Raw genomic sequence first — 26,415 nt, forward strand, 5'->3', positions numbered from 1 at the left:
CCCGGCGTGTGCGTCCCGGAGCGTGGTCCGGCGGCGCGGTACGCGTCGCCCTCCAGGAAGCGGGTCGGGGAACATGTCGCGAGCGGGAAAGCGGTTGTCGGCCACCCTCGGCCTGCTGCCGTTGGCAAAGCAGACCAAGCTGGTCGCGGTCGGGGTGACCCTGCTGGTGCTGGCCACCGTCGCCGGCGAGGGCGTCAGCGGCCCGTCGGCGCCGGACCGGGGCGGCCCCGGACGGTCGGCGGTGGCCGGGCCGGAGCAGCGCTGGGGATCCGCGGCGACGGGCCGCGGGCAGCGTGCCGGCGCCCCGGCGAACCGCACGCTGCCCACCTCCGTGCGCGCGCGTTACCCCCGGGTCACCTGGGACCCGGCGGCGAACAGCGCGGTCGTCGCGGCGCCGCCGCCCGCCCCGGAGGTACGCGGGTACGACCGGGCGACCAGCCGGGAACTGCCCGAACACAGGGGCGCCCACGAGCGGAGGTACGCCAACCCGGACGGCACCCAGACCACCGAGTTCTCCGACTCGCCGATCAACTTCCGGACCGACGACGGCACCTGGGCGCCGATCGACACCCGGTTGACCCCGGCGGAGAACCCGGCCGACGGCTGGCGTAACACCGCCGCCGGGGTGGACGTACGGTTCGGGTCGCGGTCCGATGCCGCCGAGCTGGCCCGGCTGGACATCGACGACGCCCACGCGCTCTCCTTCACCCTCGCCGGAGTCACCGGCGCCGCGCCCCGGGTGGACGGCAGCACGATCACGTACCCGGGGGTGCGTCCCCATGTCGACCTGCGGCTGGAGTCCCGGCCGACCGGGATCAAGGAGACCCTGGTCCTGACGTCACCGGCGGCCCCGACGTCGTACCTGTTCCCGCTGCGGTTGACCGGGCTCGCCGCGAAGCTGGTCGACGGGCAGGTGCTGCTCGCCGACGCGACCGGGGCGACGCGGGCCGTCATCCCGCCGGGAGACATGGTGGACTCCAGGAGCGGTACGGCGGGGCCGGCCCGCTCCACGGCCGTCGGGTACCGCCTGGTGGCCTCCGGCGGTGGGACCGCTCTCGAGGTCACCGTGGACTCCGACTGGCTGCGGGATCCGGCCCGGGTGTTTCCGGTGTCGGTGGATCCGACGGTGCAGGTGCCGGTGACCGGTGACGCGGCGGACAGCAGCATGTACGTGCAGGGTGGTGGCTCGGCCTCGGGCAGTTCCCAGCTGCTGGTGGGCACGGTGGACGGGGCGAGTTCGGCGTCGTACGTGAAGTTCACCGGGTTGGTGGACCGGTTGCGATACCACACCATTTTCGGCGCGCAGTTGTGGGTGGTGAACTACGACTCGGACTCCTGCACGGCGCGGCCGGTGTCGGTGCACCCGGTGACGGGCTCGTGGAGTGGCGGTTCGGGTTACTCGTACCCGGGTCCGGCGGTCGGTGCGGCACTGTCGAGTCGCTCGTTCGCGCACGGGTACATCGGGTTCGGGCAGGCGTCGTCGTCCTGCCCGCTCGACGGCGAACTGTTCAACCTGGGCAGCGGCGGTCGTGACCTGGTGCAGCGGTGGGTGAACGGGGAGCAGCCGAACAACGGGCTGTCGTTGCGGGCCTCGGCGTCGGATGCGTTGTCGGGTAAGCGGTTCACCGGTACGGGCACGGCGAACCCGCCCCGGTTGTACGTGACGCACAGCCCGTACAACGCGGTCTACGGCATCCCGGACCCGGTACCCGAGCCGGCGGTGCTGCAGAACCAGGACGGCAGGATCAAGGTCACGGTCACGAACCGGAGCGCGGCGGCCTGGGCGCCGGGCGACTTCTACCTGGCTTACCGGGCGTACAACGCGGTGACCGGGGTGGCGGTGTCGCAACAGCGCTCGGCGAGCCTGACCTCGACGGTGGCCCGCAACGGTCGGGTGACGCTGGACGCGACGATCAAGGCGATGCCTCCGGGGAAGTACTTCCTGGACTTCACGATGGTGAAGACGGGCGGGCCGGTCTTCACCGACCACCAGGTGCCTCCGGCGCGGCTGGTGCTGCAGGTCTTCGACATCCCACCGGTGGTACAGGAACTCTCCCCGCCCAACGGCTACCGGGCGCCGACGCTGACCCCGCAACTGTGGGCCCAGGCGGTGGACATCGACGCGCCACCCCGCGCGTCGCTCCAGTTCAGGTTCGAGCTCTGCGAGCGCAACGCGAGTGGTAACCCGACGAACTGCGTCAACTCCGGATACCAGAGCCGGCGCGCCTGGACCGTGCCGGCCGGGACGATGCGCTGGAGCAGGGCGTACCTCTGGCGGGCGTACGTCAAGGACAGCTCCACCGAGGTGGTCTCGCCGTACTCGACGGTGCTGGCCGCGGTACCGCAGCCGGAGGTCACCTCACGGCTGGCCGGCGCGCCGTACACCGAGTCGGACCAGGAGTTCGATCCGCAGTCCGGCAACTACACGACGGCCGCGGTCGACGCCACGGTCGCCACGGTCGGCCCCGAGCTGCGCCTGTTGCGGACGTACAACAGCCTCGACCCCCGCCGTGACGGGTTGTTCGGTGCGGGATGGACGACCCGCTACGACATGCGGCTGGTGCCCGACGACGACGGGTCCGGCAACGTGGTGGTGACGTACCCGGACGGTCAGGCGGTCAGGTTCGGTCGCAACCCCGACGGCGGATACGCCGCCCCCTGGGGTCGGACCGCGTCACTCACCGTCGACACCTCCGCGTGGAAGCTGCTCGACACCGCCGGCACCACCTACCACTTCTCGCTCAACGGTCGGCTCAACAGGATCACCGACGTGGCCGGCCGGTCGGTCGTGCTCAGCTACGACGCCACGACCGGGAAGCTTGCCAGGGCCCAGGTCTCGAACAGTCAGACCAACACGGCGGGACGGGCGCTGTGGTTCACCTGGTCGGGTGACCACGTCGCCAGCGTACGGACCGACCCGGTCAACGGAACCGCGTTGACCTGGAACTACACCTACACCGGTGACCTGCTGACCAAGGTGTGTGCCCCTACCGCGGCCTGCACCAACTACGAGTACGGTGCCGGGTCGCACTACCGGAGTCTGGTGTTGGACTCGCGGGCCGAGTCGTACTGGCGGCTGGGTGAGCCGGAGGGCACGGCCTCTGGTAGCGAGGTGGCGGTCAACCTGGGTAAGGACGCCGGCACCTACACGAGCGTCACGCTCGGGACCGCCGGCGCGCTCGCCGGAACCACCGACACCGCCGCGAGTTTCAACGGCACCTCCAGCCGGGTCGAGCTGCCGAAGGGGACGGTGAAGAAGAGCCGTGACGGCGCGGTCGAGCTGTGGTTCAAGGCGTCGGCGACCGGCACGGGCGGGCCGTTGCTGGGGTACCAGGACAAGGCGCTCGGAACGGCCTCCGGCGCCGGGGTGCCGGTGTTGTACGTCGGCACGGACGGCCGGCTGCGGGGGCAGTTCGCGACCGGCACGATCAGTCCGATCACCTCGACGGTCGCGGTGAACGACGGCCGCTGGCACCACGTGGTGCTCTCCGCGCTGGGCACCACCCAGACGTTGTACCTGGACGGGGCCAGGGTGGGTGAGCTGACCGGCAAGACGGTCGAGCACTCGCTGTTGACGTTCAACCAGATCGGTGCGGCGTACGCGAGTACGCCGACCTCGTGGCCGGCGTGGGGGAGCACCGCCCAGCGGCACTTCGCCGGTGCGATCGACGAGGTGGCGTTGTACGGCGGTCCGCTCGGTCCGCCGTCGGTGACCGCGCACCACCGGGCCGGTGTCGCCCAGGCGGACCAGCTCGGCAGGGTGGTGCTGCCCAGCGGCAAGGTCGCCTCGTCGGTCAGCTACGACGTCGGCGTCGACCGGGTGCGGGAGTACACCGACGGCAACGGCGGGACCTGGCGGGTCGGCAGGCCGGCGGTCTACGGTGACGACACGGACCTGCGGCGCAGCGTGGAGGTCCTCGATCCGGCCAACCGGCCCAGCCTCTACGAGTACGACGCGATCGGCGGCTGGCTGCTGCGGACCGGCCTGCCGCTGGGCATCGAGGCCCGGCCCGAGGACTCGCCGGGCGAGCCGGCGATGCCACCACCGTCACCTGTGGAGAGCTGCACCAGACCCGACCCTGACGACCCGACCTTCTGCACCATCATCCCGAACGAATCGGGTGGCCCGGTCTTCGTCCGGTACGGCGCGGAGGGGACGAGCATCCGTTCCTACGCCTACGACGACAACGGCAACCTGGTGACGGTCACGGACGAGAACGGTGACGTCGTCTCGCTGACCTACGACGGGCGGGGCAACGTCACCTCCCGGCGGACCTGCCGCAGCGCGACCGAGTGTCACACCAGCCACACCAGCTACCCGACCACGATCACCAACCCGTACGACCCGCGTAACGACCTGCCCACCGAGACCCGGGACGGCCGGTCCGCCAGCGCCACCGACAACACCTACCGGACCAGTTACAGCTACCACGTCACAGGTCAGCTGCTGACCCAGACCGAGCCGGACGGCAGCGTGGTCCGCAACACGTACACCACGGGGGCGGAGGAGGCGGTCGGCGGAGGAGCACCGCCGGCCGGACTGTTGGCCAGCACGACCGACGCCCGGGGCACGGTGACCCGGTACGCGTACTTCGCCAACGGCGACCTGGCCCGGACCACCACTCCGTCCGGACTGGTTGTCGAATACGCCTACGACGCCATCGGCCGGCAGATCTCGACAAGGGAGATCTCCGACAGCTACCCGAACGGTGTGGCCAGTACCCAGACCTACGACCCGATGTCCCGGCCGCTGGCGCAGACCGGACCGGCGACCACAAACGCGGTGACCGGGGTGCGGCACCAACGGCGGACCACGATGACGTACGACGTCGACGGCAACGTGACCGCGACCGAGGTCGCCGACGCGCTCGGCAACGACCCGTCCCGGACCACAAGCACCGAGTACGACGAGCACAACCGGCCGATCCGGGTGACCGACCCGGAGGGCAACGAGACCACCTACGACTACGACGTCTTCGGCAACCGGACCTCGGAGACCGACCCCAACGGTAACCGGTACGACTACGCGTTCACCGCCCGCAACGAGGTTGCCGAGGTACGGCTGCGGAACTGGCACAGCGATCCCGCCGGCGTCCCCGGCCCAGGCACGGACGACCACCTCGTGCTGAACTCGTACGCCTACGACTTCGCCGGCCGGCTGGCCAGCGAGACCGACGCGATGGGCCGCCGGACCGAGTACGAGTACTACAGGGACGGCCTGCCGAGCCGGACGGTGGTGAAGAACGTCCACAACCCGGACGGCTCCACCCGCGACTTCGTCGTCGAGCAGAACACCTACGACAGCGCCGGCTACCTGACCAGGAAGGTGACCGACAACGGCCGGACGGTGGTCCAGCAGACCGTCGACCGGCGCGGCCGGGTGGTGTCGTTGACGGCCGATCCCGGCGGACTCGCCCGCACCGAAGCCAACACCTACGACGGCAGCGGCAACATCACCCGGGTCACCCGCTCCGGTAAGGCATCCAACGTGCCCTGGGCCGTCCCCACCGTCACCGAGGTGGTGGACCGCGACTACGACGACAGCGGAAACCTTGTCGAGGAGCGGGTCAGCGACGGCACCACCACCCGGGTCACCACGTACGGCTACGACCGGCGCGGGTACCAGATCTCGGTGACGGACCCGCGGGGCAACGTCGCCGGTGCGGACAAGGCCGCCCACACCTCCGTCTCCAGGTACGACGAACTCGGCCAGTCGGTGAGCGTCGCCGGCGTACCGGTGGCGGCCGAGAGCGGCGGACAACCGGCCGCCACGGTCACCCCCACCACCACCGTCGGGTACGACACGTTCGGCGGGCAGACCGAGGTGCGCGACCCGCTCGGCAACGTCACCCGGTCGACGTACGACCGGGCCGGGCGGCTGGTCGGTACGACGGGTGCCAGCTACGTGCCGCCGGGGCCGCTGCCGCCGCTCACCCCCAGCATGTCGACCAGATACGACGGCAACGGCAACGTCGTCGAGGTCACCGACGCGCGGGGCAACGTCACCCGGTCCGGGTACGACCAGCTCGACCGGCTGGTGACCCTGGACGAGCCCGGCTCGACCAACGAGCAGCGCGCCGTGTCGACCTTCACCTACACCCGGACCGGCCAGCAGCTGACCAGCACCGACCCGACCGGGGCGCGGACCGAGACCACCTACGACGACCTCGGTCGGGCGGTGACCGCCACCGAGATCGAACGGCGGCCGGTGGCCGGGGCCTTCGTCACCCGGACGACCTACGACGACGGCGGCAACGTGACCCGGGTGGTGGCACCGAGCGGCGCGACGGTGACGAACACCTACGACACCCTCGGTCAGCTGATCAGCTCCACCGATCCCGCCGGGGTGGTGACCCAGTTCGGCTACGACCACGCGGGCCGGCAGGTCCGGGCCAGCGACGGTCTGGGACGTACCACGCAGACCACGTACGACCTGTTCGGGCAGGTGACCGCCGAGTCGGACCGGAAGCCGGACGGTACGGTGCTGCGTACCGCGCGCTACGGCTACGACCTGGCCGGCAACCAGGTCAGCGTCACGGACCCGTCCCAGGTGACCCGGAGCTACCACTACGACGCGGCGGACCGGCTGGTCCGGCAGGTCGAGCCGGTCAGCCCGACCCGGTCCGTCACGACCTCCTTCGGCTACGACGCGGCGGGCAACCGGACCCGGTACACCGACGGCCGGGGACACACCACGATCACCACGTTCAACACCCTCGGCCTGCCGGAGGCGCAGGTCGAGCCGGCCACCCCGGCCCAGCCGAACGCCGCCGACCGGACCTTCACGACCGGCTACGACGCGGCCGGCAACCCGGTGCGGCTGACCGCGCCCGGCGGCGTCGTCCGCCAACGGGTGTACGACGCCGCCGGGCGGCTGACCAGCGAGACCGGTACCGGAGCGGAGGCCGGTACGGCCGCCCGGACCGTCGGTTACGACCTGGTCGGCCAGATCATCCAGGTCAACGGGGCCTCCGGGACCAACACGTACAGCTACGACGACCGGGGGAACCTGATCGGCACCTCGGGACCGGGTGGCGCCGCCCAGTTCGGTTACGACAAGGACGGCAACCCGACCAGCCGTACCGACGCCGCCGGCACCGCCGCGTACGGCTGGACCGCCGGCCGGCTGGTCTCGATGCGGGACGGGCTCACCGGTGCCACCCAGCAGATCGGCTACGACGCCGCGGGTGCGGTCAAGACGATCAACTACGGTGCCGGGCGGGTCCGGACCTTCGGCTACGACGACCTCGGCCGGACCAGCTCCGACACGCTGACGAACGCGGCCGCGAAGACCGTCGCGTCGACCACCTACGGCTACCAGCTCACCGACCAGGTCGTCAGCGAGACCACCACCGGGCTGGCCGGGGCCGGGCAGCGCGGCTACACCTACGACCAGGCGGGTCGGCTCACCGGCGAGACCGTCGGTGGCGTGACCACCGGCTACGAGTGGGACGACGCGGGCAACCGGGTCAGGGCCGGCGCGAAGACCGCCAGCTACGACGAGCGCAACCGGCTGCTCGCCGACGGCGACTACACCTACACGTACACCCCACGGGGTGGCCTGCGGACCAGGACCAGTTCCGGCCTCACCGAACAGTTCGGGTACGACGCCTTCGACCGGTTGGTCAACGCGGGCACCCAGACGTACACGTACGACGGTCTCGACCGGGTCGCGTCCCGCAACGGCACCGCGTTCAGCTACGCCGGCCAGAGCGACGAGGTCGTCTCCGACGGCACCGAGACGTACGCCCGGGGTCCCGGCGACGAACTGCTCGCCACCGGCCGGGGCGGCACCAGGCGGCTCAACCTCTCCGACAACCACGGGGACGTGGTCGGCGCCTTCGACCCGGCCGACAGCGTATTCGACCAGTTGCCCGACTCCACCGCGTACGACCCGTTCGGCAAGGTCACCGCGGCCAGCGGGGACACCGGCTCGATCGGCTTCCAGGGCGACTGGACCGACAAGACGACCGGCCAGGTCAACATGGGCGCCCGCTGGTACAACCCGGCCACCGGCGTGTTCACCTCCCGGGACGACCTCGACTACGACAGCGGCGACGCGGTGTTCGCGAACCGGTACACGTACGGCGCCGCGGCACCGCTGGACCACGTCGACCCGGACGGCCACCGCGCCCAGCGGCGTTGTTTCCTCTTCATCTTCTGTGCGAAGCCCCCACCCCCGCCGACGCCTTCGTACACCGTCGTCCCGTGCTCGTTCATGCTGTGCGGCCCCGGGGACTCGATCCGCGACACGGCCAGTGCCATCGCCGCCCAGGCGCACGCGCAGACGTGCAAGGTCAGGAAGTGCAAGCCCGCCGAGAAGCCCCGCACGACGTACCCGTCGTACGCGCCGGGCCCGGCTGGCGGCAACGGTAGGAGCGGCGTTTCCTGTGGGGCCTGCTACGACCCGGAGGCGGCGCGCCGGCGGGCGTACCAGCGGGCCAAGGTGACAAGCGACGCGGCGCGGAGCGCCAACGTCTACTCCGCCAAGCACGACCCGCGGGCGGTGGACAGCGCGACCCGGACGCCGAACCTCTCCGGCGGCAAAATCGTCTCCTCGACGCCGCGCCTGCCGGCCCGGTCGACCTCGGCGTACCGCGACGTGGTCGCCGACGCCCGCAGCGGCACCGACAAGATCTACCGGGCGGCGGTGGGGGCGGCGGGCTCGGTGGTCGGCAACGTCTCCGCGGCCTCGACCGGGGCCGGCTCGTCGAGCCGGAGCGCCTCGTTCAGCGACGTCAAGCGGGCGGCCGGCCAGGCCTGGGACAAGTTCACCAGCGGGGACGTGACCCTCGCCGACCTCGGCAACCTGTGGAAGTTCGGCCAGCAGGTCAACATCGGACTCCAGATCGAGTTCGCGAAATTCCTCGGCGCCCAGGACGCCGTCGACTGTTTCACCCCGGAGAGCGTCCGGGACATCGACTGGGCGGCGTGTGGCTGGACCGCGCTGACCGTCGTCAGTGCCTTCGCCGGCCCCGAGGGAGTGGGCGCCGTCCGCGGGGCGCGTACCGGCAGGCTGGCGGTCGGCGGCCTCGACGAGGCCGCCTCCGGAGCCCGGGCCGCCGAGGAGGCGATCGGCGGTGCCTGCGCGGCCGCCGGGAACAGCTTCACCGGCGACACCCGGGTCCGGATGGCCGACGGCAGCACCCGGCGGATCAGCGAGGTACGGGTCGGCGACCGGGTCCTGGCCACCGACCCGACGACCGGCCGGACCGGGGCACAGGTGGTCACCGACGTGATCGTCGGTACCGGGCAGAAGGCGCTGACCGAGATCACCGTGGACACCGACGGTGCGGCGGGCGACGCGACCGCCACGGTCACCGCCACCGACGGCCACCCGTTCTGGGTGACCGGGGAAGGGCGCTGGGTCGAGGCCCGGAACCTGACCCCCGGTGCCCGGATCTCCGCCGCCGCCGAGCGTTCCGGCGACGTGCTGGGTGTCCGCCCGACGACCCGGGACGAGACGGTCTACAACCTGACCGTCGACACCCTGCACACCTTCCACGTGGTGGCCGGGGACCGCGACCTGCTCGTCCACAACATCGACTGGGGTCGGTGCGGCCGGGTCGTGGCGACGCCGTTCAGGTGGGCGTACGAGAAGGTGCTCACACCGGCCGGCCACGGCATCAGTGCGGCCTGGTTCGGCACCGGCCGCGGCATCAGTGCGGCCTGGTTCGGCACCGGCCGCGGCATCAGTGCGGCCTGGTTCGGCACCGGCCGTGGCATCGCGGCGGCCTGGGACGGGACCGCCGGCCGCGCCGGCCGGGCGATCGCCCGGACGAACACCTACCAGTACGTCAGGAAGAACCCGGGGCGCGCCGCCTTCCGCTGCCTGGCGATGAATCCGGCGAACGCGGTCACCGGCCTCGCCACCGGATGGGCGCTCACGAACAGGCCGACCAGGCAGCAACTGATCATCGGAGGCGCCGTCCTGGTGGCCGGAACCGCCAGCTACTGCGTCGGCAACCTGGTGCACGACGCGTGGCCGGTCAACCGGTGACGCCTGCGGCGCGGCCGGGACCGTGCCCTCCCTGAACCACCTCACCTCATTCGAATCCAAGGAGATCAGGTTGCCCAGAACAGAACAGGTCGGCCGATCGGGACGCGGGCTGTTCCGCGTACCGGTCGTGCTGCTGGCGCTCGCGCTCGCGGCGCCGGCGGTGGCCGTACCGCACGCACCCCCGGCGTACGCGGACGCGGCCGGGGTCGGCGGGGACTACGTGCCACTGGCCGGGACGGCGGCGGTGTTGGACACCCGTAACGGTGTCGGTGCGGCGAAGGGCCTGCGGGGCCCGGCCAGCACCACCACCTTCCAGGTCCTCGGCGTCGGTGGTGTCCCCACCACCGGAGTGAGCGCGGTGCTGGTCCGCCTGGCCGTACTGAAGCCCACCGCGGCGACCTGGCTGCACCTCTGGCCGGCCGGGACCAGCCGCCCGACGGGGACGATGATCTCCGCCGGGGTCGGCGAGCAGCTTTCCAACACCGCCGTGGTCAAGGTCGGGTCCAACGGGAAGGTCTCGGTCTACAACAACGGTGGCCAGACCGACATCGTCGTCGACGTGCAGGGCTACTTCACCTCGGTGCCGGGCAGCACCGGTGGCGGGTTCGTCCCGGTGGCCCACGCCCGCCTGATCGACACCCGCAGCGGCCTCGGTACCGCCACCGGGAAGATCGCCGCCGGTGCCAGCCGTACGGTGACGCTCACCGGCGGCGTGGTCCCGGCCGGCGCGGCCGCGGCGTTCGTCAACGTGATCGTGCCCGGGGCCAGCGCGACAGGGTGGCTGACGGTCGCCCCGACCGGCGGCACCGCCCGTCCGCTGATGAACCACGAGACCGGCTCCACCCAGTCCGCCGCCGTGGTCAAGCTCTCCACCAAGGGCCAGGTGACCATCGCCAACAAGGGCAGCACCGCGGTCGACGTGGTGGTGAACGTGGAAGGCTACTACGCCGCCAGCCCCAGCCAGGGCGCCGGACTTCGGCTGGCCGCGAGCCGGTTGATCAACACCCGCAGCGTGGGCGCCGGCCTGCCGGTGCCGGCGAACGGCACCGTCGACGTGCGGGTGGGCGGTACCAACGGGCTGCCGACCCGGGGGATCGCCGGAGCGGCGTTGAACATCGTGGTGACCCCGGAGGCCGCGGGCTACCTGAAGGCGTGGCCGGTGGGCGAGACCGAGGCGTCGCTGACGGTGCTGGACTTCAAGGCCGGCGTCTGGCGGGACAACGCGCTGGTGCTCAGGCCGGGCACCGACGGCAAGATCCGGATCCGCAACGGCAGTGCCAAGCCCGCACACGTCATCGTCGACCTCCAGGGCTGGTACGCCGACCCGGCGCCGGCCGTCCCGGTGGCGCAGGACACCCGGGTCACGGCCCTGCAGGCCGCCCCGTTGACCGGTGCCGCGGCCGGCACCATCGAGTACGCGTACGTCGACAACGGCGGCAACCTCCGTTGGGGGCACCAGTCCGACCTGGACAGCTTCGCCTCGGTGCAGTGGACGGTCATCTCCGGAGGCGAACGGTTCTCCGGTCCGCCGGCGCTGGCGCAGCTGTCGGACGGCCGGCTGCAGGTGTCGGCGCAGTTCCGGGACGGCAACATCTGGGCTGACAGCCAGACCACGGCGGGCGGACCGGGCTGGAATGCCTGGACCAACCTCGGTGGCTCGATGGCCTCCTCTCCGGTGGCGGCGAGGCTGGCCACCGGCACGGTGGTGCAGTTCGCGGTCGACGTCGACGGGAAGCTGTGGGCGTACGCGCAGAGCGGTTCGGCGTACTGGCAGAACCTGGGCGACCAGAACCTGACCGCGACCGTCAGCGTGGTGAAGGTGCAGGACGGCCTGCGGGTCTTCGCGGTGAACGACCAGGGCGCGGTCAAGACGATCATTTACTACAACGACGGCGCGGTGTCGGCCTGGACCGACCTCGGTGGCACCGGCCTGACCGGTACGCCGGCGGTGGTGGCCCGGCCCGGCTTCCAGTTGCAGGTGTTCGCCCGTAGTGCCGGCGGGACCGTGGTGTCGAAACTCCAGGACATCAACGGTGGCTGGCCGACGACCTGGCAGGTGATCGGGTCGACGAACCCCGACCTGCCGGTCCCGCCGGTGGCCGGGTCGCCGACCGTGGTCATCGACCCGAACACCAGTCGGGCGACCGTGGTCGTCCGGGGTACGGACAGCCAGATCTACCACGTCACGGAGACCGCCACCGGCTCCAACGCCTGGGGCAACTGGACCAAGACGGTGACCGCCGACGACCCGGCGTCCACCGATCCGACAGTCCTGCCGTACCAGAACGTGAACGGGTCCTCCTGGGTGATCGTGTTCCGCGACCTCAACGGCGCGCCCCGGTTCTACCAACTCCAGTAACAGGTGATCACCGACACCACGCGTACATCCCGTCGATGACGTGGCAGCACCCGCCGGGCCGGGGTCGATGTTCCGGCCGGCCCGGCGGGTACCGGTGTGACGCGATGCGGCTCCGTGCCTTCGTCCCCGCCGTCCACGGCTTCCTCGACACGATCCGCGACGGCCACCCGGACGTCCCACTGCTGCTGATCTCGCCCCTGTTCTGCGGTGTCCACGAGGAGACGCCCGGCCCGGGCGCGCTCGACCCCGGGTCGATCGGCACCGACCAGGTGCGTTTCGTCGCGACCGGAACACCTGGGGATGTCACACTGGGACGCCTGACGCTCCAGGTGATCCGTCGCGAGCTGCGCTCCCTGGCCGAGCGCCGTACGGCCGACCAGAACCTGCACTACCTTGACGGCACCTCCCTGTACGGTTCGTCCGACGCCGTAGCGGTGCCGTTACCCGACGGCCTGCACCCGAGCCCGGAGGCCCACCAGCGGATCGGCACCCGGTTCGCCGAGTACGCCTTCACCGGCGGCGGCCCCTTCGCCCGGTGACGTCACCTCGTCCGGCGAGCGGGAGCACCCGGTTGCGCCGACGCCGCGAGCCGTGCGGCCCTCCTCGTCCGGGATGACCGCGGCGGTGACGCCTGGCCGGACCCGGCCTAGCTGCCGGCCGGTTGGGTGGCCCTGTCGGCGTCCGGCACCCTGGCCGTACGCTGCTCGGCCCGGTGTTGGCGGATCGACCAGGTCAGGGCCGCTGCCCAGAGCAGGCCGATCATGGCGTAGCAGGCGTACCGCACCGGGCGTGGTGCGCCGAGCCAGTCGCTGTTGAGCAGCGTCCGACTGTTGGTCGCGATGATGGTGCCGCCGACGGCGGAGCCCAGTATCCGGGGTGGCACCAGGCGAACCAGGTAGGCCGCGACCGGAGCCGCGATCATCCCGCCGAGCAGCAGAGCGGCGACCACGCCGAGGTTGATGTCCGCCGCGCCGAGGCCGACCAGGAAGCCGGCGCTGGCGGCGGTGGCGACGAGGAACTCGCTGGTGTCGACCGAACCGATGACCTTGCGTGGCTCCAGCCGCCCGCTGGCCAGGATGGCCGGGGTTCCGACCGGTCCCCAGCCGCCCCCGCCGGTGGCGTCGATGAATCCGGCGACCAGGCCCAGTGGTGCGAGGAACCGGCCGCGGAGCGGCTTGCCGAGGTTGCCGACCGGTACGGCGAAGCCCGTGAACCGGACGAGGATGTAGCAGCCCAGGCTGAGCAGGACGAGCGACATGACCGGTGCGGCGAACTCGGTGGAGATGGCGGAGAGGAGGGTGGCTCCGGCGAAGGCGCCGATGGCCCCGGGGACGCCGATGCGGACGACCACCTTCGGGTCGATGTTTCCGAACCGCCAGTGTGCGGCCCCGGAGGCGAGCGTGGTGCCGATCTCGGCCAGGTGTACGGCGGCCGACGCGGCCGCGGGTTGGGTGCCGATCGCCAGCAGCAGGGTTGTCGAGGTGACGCCGTAGGCCATGCCGAGACTGCCGTCGACCAGTTGGGCGCCGAGGCCGACGAGGGCGAGCAGGACGAGGGTGCGCATGGTTCACCGCCGATTCGGTCTGGAAAGCGGTCGTGTGTGGTGCGCGGGACGGTTTCCGAGGAGCGCCGGTGGGTTGGCCGGTCGGCGGTGTGATCCACCTACGTCAATCATTTCCTACTTAATAGGCAGGGACGGTTCCGTCGGGATTTGGGCTTCACCAGAATGCGTCTCGATTGGTGGGTGCGGGAGAGGGAAGTGACAACTGTCACTGGATCTGTGGTTCTTAACATGTCGGCAATCGGGGCGCCTCGCGAATTAACGGTGGCGGATGCCTCCGCTTGTCGGCTGCCGCTGCGGACGGCCGCGCCGGTCGGGCCCGCGGCGACGATCCTCCGGTGATCGCCCTGGTGAGGGGGTGTGTGGTGCGGGAGGAGCGGGTCACTCGAATGACCTTAGGGAGGATTTAACTGCCGTGTAACCCGCCTCCCCTAGATTGAGTCGGAATGCGAGATCGACTCACAACAATGCGTGAGTCGTACCCTCCGCTGTTCTTGATCACTTTGGCGATCCGAGACCACCGCTCACGAAGTGGGAGTCCGATGAACTCTGCATTCGACCCGTGCGACCTGGTTATCGCCATCGGCGCAGGTGGCTTCCTGGAACCCAGCCCCCGTGTCGTCATGTCGGCACAACGGGGCGGCGGAATCGGCGTCCTCGACCTCGGCCGCGGCGACGCCTGGGCACTCACCGCGCTCGCCCAGGCCACGACGGAAGCGACCCGGCCGGTCGGCGTACGGGTACCAGCCGGCTGCGCCGCCGGTCCCGACGACGTCGAACGGGCCGGGCAGGGGAGGGTCGACCTCGTCGTCGCGCCACCGGACACCCCCTGGCCACTGCGCCAGATCGCCGCGCGGTACCGGCTGCTGGTCGAGGTGACCAGCCTGGACGAGGCCCGCGAGGCCGCCGTGACCGGGGCGCACGGGCTCATCGCCCGGGGCATGGAGTCCGGTGGTCGGGTCGGGGAACTGAGCAGCTTCGTCCTGCTCCAGCAACTCGCCGCCGCCGACGGGATCGACCTGCCGATCTGGGTGGCCGGCGGCATCGGACCGCGTACCGCCGTGGCCTGCCTGGTCGGCGGCGCGGCGGGCGTGGTGTTGGACAGCCAGCTCACCCTGATGCCGGAGGCCGAGACACCGCAGGACGTCCGGCACACCGTAAGGCGGATGGACGGCTCCGAGACCGTCGTGGTCGACGGCCACCGGGGGCTACGCCGGGGCGGCCGGCACGACACCGACTCGCCGCTGCTGCCGATCGGCCAGGACGGCTGGCTCGCCGCCGTCTTCGCCGACCGCTGGCCGGACACGGCTGCTGCCGTCCGCGCCATCCGGACCACTTTGCTCGACGCGATCGGGCGCAGCGGCGCGGACAGCGCACTGGCCCCGGGCGCCGCCCTCGCCGAAACCCTGAACGTACGGATCCCGGTCGCGCAGGGCCCGATGACCCGGGTCAGCGACGAGGCGGCGTTCGCCGAGGCGGTCGCCGCCGACGGCGGCCTGCCCTTCGTCGCGCTCGCCCTCGCCGACGCCGACCAGTCCCGGCGGATCCTCACCGAGACCGCCGCCCGGCTCGGCGACCGACCGTGGGGGGTCGGCGTCCTGGGCTTCGCGCCGGAGGACCTACGCGCCGCGCAGCTCGAGGTGATCCGCGCGATCAGACCGGCCTGCGCGATCATCGCCGGGGGCCGGCCACCTCAGGCCCGGATGCTGGACCAGGAGGGGATAGACACCTTCCTGCACGTGCCCTCACCCGGGCTGCTGGGCCAGTTCCTCCGTGCCGGTGCCCGCAGGTTCGTGTTCGAGGGCGCCGAGTGTGGCGGGCACGTCGGTCCCCGGGCCAGTTTCCCGCTCTGGGAGGCCCAACTCCAGGTGCTCGACGAGCATCTGGCCGACCACCCCGCCGACGCCGCCGACCTGCGGGTCTTCTTCGCCGGCGGGATCCACGACGCCCGCTCCGCCGCGATGGTCGAGGCGATGGCGGCCCCGCTGACCGCACGCGGCGCCCGGATCGGGGTGCTGATGGGCACCGCCTACCTCTTCACCGAGGAGGCGGTCGCGAGCGGGGCGATCACCCCGCTGTTCCACCGCGAGGTCGTCGCCGCCGCCACGACCGCACTGCTGGAGACCGCACCCGGGCACGCCACCCGGTGCCTGCAGAGTCCCTTCGTCGACGACTTCCGGGCGCTGCGCCGCGAACTCGAGGAAGCCGGACTGGAGAACCGGCAGATCTGGGAACAGCTCGAGATCCTCAACGTCGGGCGGCTGAGGATCGCCAGCAAGGGCATCCGCCGACAGGCCGACGGACTCGCCGAGGTCGACGAGGCGACCCAGGCCACCGAGGGGCTGTTCATGGCCGGTCAGGTCGCCGTGCTCCGGCAGGCACCGACCACGGTCGCGCGGCTGCACGCCGAGGTGACCACCGGGGCGCTGGAATACCAGGCGCACCGGCTCGCCGTCCTACGCGACAGACTCGGCCCGGCGGCGTCTCCGACGGCACCGCCACCGGCCCCGCTGGACATCGCCATCATCGGCATGTCCTGCATCCTGCCCGGCTCACCGGACCTCGACAGCTACTGGCGTACGGTGCTCGACGGCCTCGACGCGGTCACCGAGGTGCCGGCCGACCGGTGGGACGTGGACACCTACTACGCCCCCGAGGTCGGACCCGGGCAGACCGGCCGGATCAGTGTCTCCAGGTGGGGCGGCTTCCTCGACCCGGTGCCCCTGGACGCGATCGGGTACGGCATCCCGCCGACCGCGCTGGGCAGCATCGACCCGACCCAACTGCTCGCCCTGGAGGCGGCGCGTCGCGCCCTGGTCGACGCCGGCTACGCCCACGACGTCCCCGGCGTCGACCACCGGCGTACCGGCGTGGTCTTCGGCGCCGAGGCGGGCAGCGACATGGGCCACGCACAGACCCTGCGGACCATGCTTCCGGCGTACCTCGGGGAGGTGCCGGCGGAACTGGAGGAGCAGTTGCCCACCGTGAACGAGGACAGCTTCCCGGGGGTGCTGGCCAACGTGATCGCCGGACGGGTCGCGAACCGGCTCGACCTGGGCGGCCCCAACTACACCATCGACGCCGCCTGCGCCTCCTCACTGGCCGCGATGGACGCGGCCTGCAAGGAACTCGTCGCCGGGGACAGCGACCTGATGATCTGTGGCGGCGCCGACCTGCACAACGGCATCAACGACTACCTGATGTTCACCTCCGCGCACGCGTTGAGCCCGACCGGACGCTGCCGTACCTTCGACAGCACCGGTGACGGCATCGCCCTCGGTGAGGGGGTCGCCGCTCTGGTGCTGAAGCGGCTCACCGACGCGGAACGCGACGGCGACCGGATCTACGCGGTGATCAGGGGCATCGGTGCCTCCAGCGACGGGCGGGCCCTCGGGCTGACCGCGCCCCGGGCGGACGGGCAGCGCCGGGCCCTCGACCGGGCGTACCACCGCAGCGGCATCTCGCCCCGGCAGATCGGGCTTCTCGAGGCGCACGGCACCGGCACGGTTGTCGGCGACCGGACCGAGCTGGAGACCCTGACCCGGCTCTTCGACTCCTCCGGGGCCGAACCGGGCAGCTGCGTACTGGGCTCGGTCAAGTCGCAGATCGGGCACACCAAGTGCGCGGCCGGACTCGCCGGGGTGATCAAGGCGGGTCTGGCCCTGCACACCGGGATCACACCCCCGACGATCCACCTGACCCGACCCAACCCCGCGTGGAGCCCCGAGCGCAGCCCGTTCGTGTTCCACACCAGCGCCCGACCGTGGCTGGCGCCCGCTGCCGAACGGCACGCCGGGGTCAGCGCGTTCGGCTTCGGCGGCACCAACTTCCACGCCGTGCTGAGCGCGTACCCCGGTCCGGAGCCCCGCCACGCCCGGCGGGTCTGGCCGGCCGAGCTGTTCTGCTTCCGCGGCCTCGACCGGTCCGGCGCGCACGCCCGGGTACGGCGGCTGGTGGAGGCACTGTCGGCCCTGGACGACCGCGGCCGGCCGTGGCCGCTGTGTGACCTGGCGGCGGCGGTGCCCGACGCGTCGGACCGCCGGGCCGGACCGGTACGCGTCGCGATCGTCGCCCGGGACCACGACGAACTCGCCACCCTGTTGCGTCGCGCGCTGGCCGGCGAGCACGACCCGGGGTGGGGGCTGGTCCAGCCGGCCGAGGACGCCGGGCCGGGGCCGGGCAGTGTGGCCTTTCTCTTCCCCGGGCAGGGCAGCCAACGCCCGGACGCCCTCGCCGAACTGTTCGTGGCCTTTCCGGAACTGCGCCACTATCTGCGGCTCGGCGCGCGGTGGGCGGAGCCGCTCTTCCCGCCGACGGCCTTCGACCCGGACATCCGGCGGCAGCAGGAGGAGCGGGTCCGCGACACCCGGATCGCCCAGCCGGTCCTCGGCATCGGCGGGCTCGCGGTCGCCCACCTGCTGCGCCGGGTCGGCGTCCGCCCCGATCTGGCCGGCGGGCACAGCTACGGCGAACTCGTCGCGCTCTGCGTCGCCGGTGCCCTGGACCCGGCGGATCTGCTTCCGCTCAGTACGGAGCGGGCCGAGGCGATCCTCGCCGCCGCCGGCGACGACCCGGGGACGATGGCCGCCGTCTCGGCCGCCGCCGCGGACGTCGGCCGGTTGCTGACCGAGGCCGGGCTGGCCGACGAGGTCGTGCTCGCCAACCAGAACGCGCCGAGCCAGGTGGTGATCTCCGGACCGACGCCGGCGGTCGAGACTGCGGTGACCGCGTTGCGGACGGCCGGGCTCGCGGCCCGCCGCATCCCGGTCGCCTGCGCCTTCCACAGCCCGGTGGTGGCCGGCGCGACCGAGCGGTTCGCCCGGGCGCTCGCCGCCACACCGGTGCGCCGTCCCGCCATCCCGGTCTGGTCGAACCGGACCGCCGCTCCCTATGACGGCGATCCCGACCAGGTACGCCGGCAACTCGCCGAACAGATCGGCGCACCGGTGCGGTTCGTCGAGCAGGTCGAGTCGATGTACGCCGCCGGCGCCCGGATCTTTGTCGAGACCGGTCCCGGCCAGGTCCTCACCAAGCTCGTCGGGGCGGTACTCGGAGAGCGGCCACACCTGGCGGTCGCCACCGAACCCCGTCCCGAGGACGGGCTGTACGGATTCCTCGGCAGTCTCGCCCGGCTCGCCTGCGCCGGAGTCGAGGTACAGCCCGGCTGGCTGTACCAGGGCCGGACGACGGCGGCTCCCGGCGGCCCGCTCCAATCCGACGGAACGACCCGCCGACCGATGTGGACGGTCGACGGCCAACTCGTCCGCGACCAGTTCGGAAACACCCTGCCCGGCGGGATGACACCCCCGCGACGGATCAAGGAGTTGTCGATGACCGTACCGAACGGGGCCGCCATCGGTGGCCGGGACAGCCGGGACGAACTGCTCAGTGAGTTCCTGCGGACCAGTCGAGACATGATCGCCTCGCAACGGGACGTGATGCTCGCCTACTTCGGTGACACCGCCGGGGCCGCTGGTCGGCTGGTCTGGCAGACCGGCGAGGGCGATCCGCAGGTGACGGTCTCCGCCCTGTCCGCCACGTCGGCGGTTGCCGTTCCGGCGCCTGCGGCGATGCCGCCCGGCCCTGTCGTCCCGGTGTCCCCGGCGGTTCCCGGCCCGCCTGTTCCGATGACGGCGGTCGGGCCGGCACCGACCGTCGTCGAGGTGTCGACGGCGGTGGCGTTGCCGGATTTCCAGACGGCGATTCTGGAGGTGCTGGGGGAGCGGACCGGCTATCCGGTGGAGTTGATCGAGGTTGATCTGGATCTGGAGGCGGATCTGAGTATCGACTCGATCAAGCGGGCTGAGGTGGCCGGGGAGGTGGCGGCGCGGTTGCGTCTGGCGGTGCAGGGTGACGAGTCCGAGTTGGAGGAGTTGGTGAAGGCCCGGACCGTCCGGGCGATGGTGGACTGGCTCAACAACAGGATGAGTGCGCCGGCCGTGCGGCCGACAGTGGACTCCGGTCCGTACCTGGCGGAGATCGGGCCGGGAAGCCCGTCAGCGGGGGGCCACGGCGGCGGCACAGCACTGACCGTCGCGCCGAGCCGTCCGGCGCTGGCCGCGCCGACCGTCTCAGTCCCGCCGACGGTCGCCGCGGGGTTGCCGGTTTCCGCGGGGTTGCCGGTTCCCGGCGGGTTGAACGCGCCGGCCGGGTCGACCGCCCCTGCCGGCACCGGCGCGATCGCTCTGCTGCAACGGCGGGGAAGGACGCCGAAACGGCTGCTGCCCCAGGCGCGTACCCTCGCCGCCCCGGACGTCGGAGCCTCGGCCGCGCTGCTTTCCGGCACCAGTTTCCTGCTCACCGGGGCGAATGCGAGCCTCGCGTACCTGGCCGAACTGCTGCGGGATCACGGGGTGAGCGGACAGACCGGCAAACTCGACGCGACCCCGGCGGAGCAGCTCGCCGAATTCGACGGCATCGTCCTGCTCGACGGTCTGAACACCACCGGCGCGCCGATGCTGCCCGGAGCGTTCCCGTTCATCAAGCAGGCGCTGGCGGCCGGACCCCGCTGGCTGGTCGGTGTCGGCCCGGCCGGTGGCGCCGGTGCCAGCGACGGCATGCGCGGGTTGTTCCGCACCATCGCCCGCGAGTATCCGCAGACCACGGTCCGGTTCATCGAGGTCGACGAGACGCTCGAGCCGGAACGGATCGCCCGGCAGGTGCTCGCGGAGTTGCTGGCCGGCGGCGACCCGCTGATCGTGGCGTACGGCGAGGCCGGACGGCGCAGCGTCGACCTCACTGCACGGGAGCTCGGCCCGCTTGCCAGCAACGGTGCCGGCCCGGCCGGAGACGGCAGCGCCGAGGTCGGGGCCATCGGACTCGACCGGGACTCCGTGCTCGTCCTGATCGGCGGCGCCCGCGGGATCACCCCGTGGTTCGCCCAGACCGTCGCCGCGGCGGCCCGCTGCCGTATCGAGCTGGTCGGGCGGACCGTGCTGCCGCCCGGCCCGGTGCACCCGGAACTGGCCGCCGCACCGGACCGGGCGGCACTGCGCGCCGCGCTGGTCCGGCAGGGACTGCGGTCACCGGCGGAGATCGAACGCACCGCCCAGGCGGTACTGGGCGCGCGTGAGGTCGAGGCGACCCTCGCCGAGCTGCGCGAGCGCGGTGCCGAGGTGAGCTACCACACGCTCGACGTACGGGACGCGGCGGCGACCCGGGAGCTGCTGCACGACGTACACCGACGGTACGGCCGGATCGACGGCGTGGTGTACGCCGCCGGGGTGATCGAGGACAAGCTGATCGCGGAGAAGGATCCGGCGTCCTTCACCCGGGTGTACGGCACCAAGGTGGACGGTGCGCGGGCCGTGCTCGCCGCGCTCGACGAACTGACCCCGGCACCCCGGTTCGTCGTGCTCTTCGGCAGCATCGCGGCGGCGTACGGCAACCGGGGCCAGGGCGACTACGCCGCCGCGAACGACGCGCTCGACTCGCTCGGCGCGCGCTGGGCCGCCCACACCGGCAACCGCTGTCTCACCGTGCACTGGGGTCCGTGGGCCCCGGGCAGCGGCCACGGCGGCATGGTCAGCGAGGAACTGAGCCGGGAGTACGCCCGCCGGGGCATCGAACTGATCGATCCCGAGGAGGGTGCGCTCAGCCTGCTGGCCGAACTGGCCTGGGGAGACCCGAGGCTCACCTCGGTTGTCTACACCGCGTCCGGATGGTGACCGGTGCGGCCCCGGCCACCCCGACGGTCCACCCCGGTCGCCGAACCATCACCGCAGCGAGGAGGTGACGACGCATGAGCAACGGCCGACCCGGGCCGGTCGCGATCGTGGGCATGGCGGCTCTGATGCCGTCGGCCGGAAATCTGGCGGAGTACTGGCGCAACCTGGTCGACGGTGTGGACGCCATCACCGACGTGCCCGCGCACCGCTGGGACGAGGAGTTCTACGACCCGGCACGCGCCGACCGGCCGGACCGGCTCTACTGTCGGCGGGGCGGGTTCGTCGACGAGCACGCCACCTTCGAGCCGCTTCGGTTCGGCATCATGCCGGCGTCCGTCGGCGACATCGAACCGGACCAGTTGATCGCGCTGAACGTGGCCGCCGAGGCGATCGAGGACGCCGGCGGCACGGACCGGTTGCCGGCCGGTGACCGGGTCGGGGTGATTCTGGGCCGGGGCGGCATCCTCAGCCCCGCCCAGGCCCGGTACGCCAACCGGGTCCGGATGGCCAGCCAGGTCAGCCAGGTGCTGCGGGAACTGATCCCCGAGCTGGACGAGTCCCGGATCGACCTGGTCCGGGCCAGGATCGACGAGCGGCTCGGGCCGTACCAGCCGGAGGGGACGATCGGCCTGGTGCCGAACCTGGCCGCCTCCCGGGTGGCGAACCGGCTCAACCTGCGGGGTCCTGCGTACACCCTGGACGCCGCGTGCGCGTCCTCGCTGCTCGCGGTCGACCAGGCGATCACCGAGCTGACCAGCGGACGGCTGGACGCGGTCCTGGCCGGCGGGGTCCACCACGTGCACGACGTCAGCTTCTGGTCGGTGTTCAGCCAGCTCCGGGCGCTCTCCCGGCAGGGCCGGATCCGTCCGTTCCACCGTGACGCCGACGGGTTGCTGATCGGTGAGGGCACCGGGATCGTGGTGCTGAAGCGCTGGTCCGACGCACTCCGTGACGGCGACCGCGTGTACGCGGTCATCCGTGGCAGCGGAGTCTCCAGCGACGGCCGTTCGGCAAGCATGTTCAACCCCGCCTCCTCCGGCCAGGTCCTCGCCATCCGGCGGGCCTGGGCGGCCGCCGGGCTCGACCCGACCGCGCCGGACGCGGTCGGGCTCATGGAAGCGCACGGCACCGGCACTCCGACCGGCGACGCGGCCGAACTCGTCTCGGTGGCCGAGGTGTTCGGCCCGCACCGCGGGAACGGGCGAAGGCCGGTGATCGGCTCGGTCAAGTCGATGATCGGGCACACCATGCCGGCTGCCGGCATCGCCGGACTGATCAAGGCGACGCTCGCGGTGTACCGGGGGGTTCTGCTGCCCACGCTGCACTGCGACAGTCCGCGGCCGGAGATGGAACGGACCCGGTTCGCGCCGATCGCCGCCGCCGTGCCGTGGGAGAGCGAGGGCCCGCGCCGGGCCGGGGTGAACGCGTTCGGGTTCGGCGGGATCAACGCGCACGTCATCGTCGAGCAGGCGCCCGAGCCGGCGGGACACCGGCGCGGTGTGGGCGGCCGCGCCCCGACCGCCGGCACCGCCGTGTCCGCTGTTGTGGTCGAACCGGAACAGGTGCTCTGGCTGGCCGCCCCGGACCGGGCCGCGCTCGCCGCCACGCTGGACGGCACGGACGCGGAGATCCGTGCCGCCGGTGCCGCGCGCGCCCGGCGTACCGGCCCGGCCGACCCCGACGAACGCTGCCGCCTCGGAATCGTCAATCCCACTGACAGGTTGCTCGCGGTGGCCCGCAAGACGGTGGCCCGGGGGCGGGCGTGGCGTGGCGGCCGGGACATCTGGTTCAGTCCCCACCCGTTGCTCGCGAGTGGCACCGGGAGGCTGGCTTTCGTCTATCCGGGCCTGGAGGCGGAGTTCGCACCCCGTACCGCCGACCTCGCCGCCCACTTCGGGCTCTCCGACCAGGAGTGGTCCGCGACCGATCTCGGGCGGCACGGCGCCGGCCTGATCGAGGTGGGCAAGCTGCTGTACGAGGCGCTGCGCCGGATCGGGGTACGGCCGGACGCGGTCGCCGGGCACAGTATCGGCGAGTGGACCGCGGCGGCGACCAGCGGCCAGGTCAGCACCGCCGGGATGGACGAGTTCCTCGGACTGTTCAACGTCGACTCCGTGGAGGTGGACGGGTACGTCTTCGCCGCGATCGGTGCCGGGGCCCAGAGGGTCGCGCCGATCCTGGTCGACTTCCCCGGGGTGCTGCTCTCCCACGACAACGCGCCGGCCCAGTGTGTGGTGAACGGACCCGAGCCCGAGGTGGACCGGCTCGTCGAGACGTTGCGTACCGCCACCGTCATGTGCCAAAAGCTGCCGTTCCGGTCCACCTTCCACACGCCGCGGTTCGCCGAGGGACTGACCTCGATCGGTGCGGCGCTGCGTCGGTGGGAGGTGCATCCGACCGAGGTGCCGGTCTGGTCGGCGACTCTGTCGGCACCGTTCCCGACGGACGAGGCGGAGGTGAACCGGGTCTTCGTCCGGCACATGGTGGAACCGGTCTGGTTCCGGCAGACGATGGCCGCGATGTATGACGCCGGGTTCCGGGTCTTCCTCCAGGTGGGCGCCGGACAACTCGCCTCGCTGATCGGCGACAACCTGCGCGACCGGGACCATCTGGCGATGCCGGTGAACGTCGCCCACCGGGGCGGGCTGGACCAGTTGCGCCGGGTCGCCACGGCGTTGTGGGTGGAGGGTGGCAATCCGGACCTGACCGTGCTCGACCCGCCGCGTCCGGCCGCCACCCCGCCGGCGGCGGTTGCGCCCGCCCGCCGACCCGGGCCGACGATGAAGCTGGATCTGGGCGGGCCGCTGGTCCGGCTCGGCGAGGGCGCCGCGGGACTGCTCGGTGTCGAGGTCCGCAGTGACCGGCCCGGCGCCACCGCGTTGGCCACCGGTCCGGCGGTGGTCGCAACGCCCGGTCCGGTGGCCCCGGCCGGGCCGGTTGGCGCCGGTGGTGGCCCGGGCGCCGCCAGGGCGGGCAACGGTGCGGCTGCTCATCCCGGTCCGGTCGGCGCCGCTGATCCGGCCGCCACACTGGCGGCGCTGCACCGGCTCGCCGGGCGGTCCAGCGCGGCGGCCGAGCTCGCCACCCTGCTGGCCGAGACCGCCCGGGGAGCGGTGACCGTGCTCGGTGCCGCCGTCCCGACCGGATCAGCCACTGCGGTTCCGGCTGTGCCCCCGGCCCCGGCCGCGTCCCCGGGGCCGCCCCGAGCCCCGGTGAACGGCAACGGTATCGCCGGCCGTGGCGGCACCGGCCGGCCGCCGATGGGCGGGACGATCAGGGTCTCGTTGCAGACCATGCCGTACCTGATCGACCACTGCTTCTTCGTACAGCCGGCGGACTGGCCGGATCCGAGCGACCGCTGGCCGGTGGTACCCGCCACCACCCTCGTCCAGCACATGATCGAGTTTGCTGAGCGGGCGGCACCCGGACAACGGGCGGTCGCGGTGCACGACGCCCGGTTCAACCGCTGGCTGATCGCGGAACCGGCCCAGGACGTGGAGGTCAGCGTCCGGCCGGCGGGCGACGGGCGAGTGTCGGTCACCTTCGGCCCGTACGCCCGGGCGACGGTGGAACTCGCCGCCGACTATCCGAGCGAACCGCCCCCGGTCTGGCAGCACGACCCGGCCACCGAACGTCCACCCCGGATCAGCGCCGAGGAGATGTACGCCGAGCGGCTGATGTTCCACGGACCGCTCTTCCAGGGCGTCACGGCGGTGCATGCCCTCGGTGACCGGCACGTACGCGGCGTGGTCACCGCCCCGACACCGCCCGGGGCACTGCTCGACAACGCGCTGCAGCTGATCGGCAACTGGCTGATCACCACCCAGCCGTTTCGGACCGTGGCACTGCCGGTCGGGCTGGGACGGGTCCGGTTCTTCGGCCCTCCGCCCGCTCCGGGTACGGCACTCGAGTGCGTCGCCCGGGTCCGGTCCATCGACGACAGGCAGTTGGTCGCCGACACCCAGCTGGTCGACGGTGGCCGGGTCTGGGCGGTGATCGAGGGCGCGGTGGACCGGCGGTTCGACAGCCACCCACAGGCCCGGCCGGCGGAACGGTTCCCGGAGCGCAACCCGATGTCGCTGATCCAGCCGGAGGGCTGGACGATGGTCTTCGACTGCTGGACGGATCTGGTGACCCGGAGCATGGCCGCCCGGGGAATCCTCGGCGGCGCGGCGTACGCCGAGTACGAGCGGCAGCCGGCGGCGTCGCGCAAGCAGTGGATGCTGGGGCGGATCGCGGCCAAGGACGCGGTCCGGCTCCGGCTCTGGGAGGACGGGCACACCGACGTCTACCCGATCGAACTCACCGTCACCAACGACCCGAACGGCCGACCCCGGGTCCACTGCCGACCCGGTCGGGGGATGCGCGACTGCGACGTCTCGCTGGCGCACACCGCCGAGATCGGCGTCGCCGTCGCCCGTCCCCGCCCGCCCGGCGCCGCGCCGGACGAGCCGGGCCTCGGGATCGACGTCGTGGAGATCGCCGAGCGTCCGGAGAGCACCCTGGACCTCGCCCTCTCCGCGTCGGAACTCGCCCTGCTGGCCGCCTTCGGCCCGGCCGAACGGGACCGCTGGTTCGCCCGGTTCTGGGCGGCCAAGGAGGCGGTCGGCAAGGCCGAGGGGACCGGACTCGACGGTCGTCCACGCCGGTTCACCGTACTGGCGGCGACGGAGTCCCGGCTGGACGTCGCGGTCGACGGCCGGCTCTACCAGGTCCGGTACCGGGAGGTGCGCAACCCGGACGACCTGCCGCCCCGGGAGTACGTCGTCGCCTGGACCTGGGGCCCGGCACCGACGTCCCCCACGCCCGAACCCTGACCGACCACTCC

Annotated in this window: 6 protein-coding genes; 5 read left to right on the plus strand and 1 reads right to left on the minus strand. The window is 72.3% G+C overall.

Features of this window, described 5'->3' with window-relative positions:
- Nucleotides 1-73 precede the first annotated feature (73 nt).
- From ABGB05_RS29845 to ABGB05_RS29855, 3 genes are all read left to right on the plus strand, one after another.
- Complete coding sequence (locus ABGB05_RS29845) at nucleotides 74-10,000, plus strand: LamG-like jellyroll fold domain-containing protein (RefSeq protein ID WP_347657259.1); 9,927 nt, start codon at nucleotides 74-76, stop codon at nucleotides 9,998-10,000.
- Between the two features lie 70 nt (nucleotides 10,001-10,070).
- The gene (locus ABGB05_RS29850) at nucleotides 10,071-12,359 is read left to right on the plus strand and encodes a hypothetical protein (RefSeq protein ID WP_347657260.1); all 2,289 of its coding nucleotides are present in this window, start codon (nucleotides 10,071-10,073) and stop codon (nucleotides 12,357-12,359) included.
- Between the two features lie 104 nt (nucleotides 12,360-12,463).
- Nucleotides 12,464-12,898 (plus strand): hypothetical protein, encoded by a 435-nt coding sequence (locus ABGB05_RS29855; protein ID WP_347657261.1) that lies wholly within the window; start codon nucleotides 12,464-12,466, stop codon nucleotides 12,896-12,898.
- Between the two features lie 107 nt (nucleotides 12,899-13,005).
- Here ABGB05_RS29855 and ABGB05_RS29860 read toward each other — a convergent pair whose 3' ends face one another.
- Complete coding sequence (locus ABGB05_RS29860; protein ID WP_347657262.1) at nucleotides 13,006-13,923, minus strand: sulfite exporter TauE/SafE family protein; 918 nt, start codon at nucleotides 13,921-13,923, stop codon at nucleotides 13,006-13,008.
- A 539-nt stretch (nucleotides 13,924-14,462) separates the two neighbouring features.
- Here ABGB05_RS29860 and ABGB05_RS29865 point away from each other — a divergent pair.
- Nucleotides 14,463-21,587 (plus strand): SDR family oxidoreductase, encoded by a 7,125-nt coding sequence (locus ABGB05_RS29865; protein ID WP_347657263.1) that lies wholly within the window; start codon nucleotides 14,463-14,465, stop codon nucleotides 21,585-21,587.
- A gap of 74 nt (nucleotides 21,588-21,661) precedes the next feature.
- On the plus strand, nucleotides 21,662-26,404 hold the full coding sequence (locus ABGB05_RS29870; protein ID WP_347657264.1) for a beta-ketoacyl synthase N-terminal-like domain-containing protein: 4,743 nt from the start codon (nucleotides 21,662-21,664) through the stop codon (nucleotides 26,402-26,404).
- Nucleotides 26,405-26,415 lie beyond the last annotated feature (11 nt).

This window comes from Plantactinospora sp. B5E13, from assembly GCF_039871775.1.
Taxonomy (GTDB): Bacteria; Actinomycetota; Actinomycetes; order Mycobacteriales; family Micromonosporaceae; genus Plantactinospora.

What these genes read in the sequence shown, in the direction of transcription:
- ABGB05_RS29845 (WP_347657259.1), top strand. Translation starts at nt 74, where the DNA reads ATGTCGCGAGCGGGAAAGCGGTTGTCGGCCACCCTCGGCCTGCTGCCG.
- ABGB05_RS29855 (WP_347657261.1), top strand. Translation starts at nt 12,464, where the DNA reads ATGCGGCTCCGTGCCTTCGTCCCCGCCGTCCACGGCTTCCTCGACACG.
- ABGB05_RS29860 (WP_347657262.1), bottom strand. Translation starts at nt 13,923, where the DNA reads ATGCGCACCCTCGTCCTGCTCGCCCTCGTCGGCCTCGGCGCCCAACTG.
- ABGB05_RS29865 (WP_347657263.1), top strand. Translation starts at nt 14,463, where the DNA reads ATGAACTCTGCATTCGACCCGTGCGACCTGGTTATCGCCATCGGCGCA.
- ABGB05_RS29870 (WP_347657264.1), top strand. Translation starts at nt 21,662, where the DNA reads ATGAGCAACGGCCGACCCGGGCCGGTCGCGATCGTGGGCATGGCGGCT.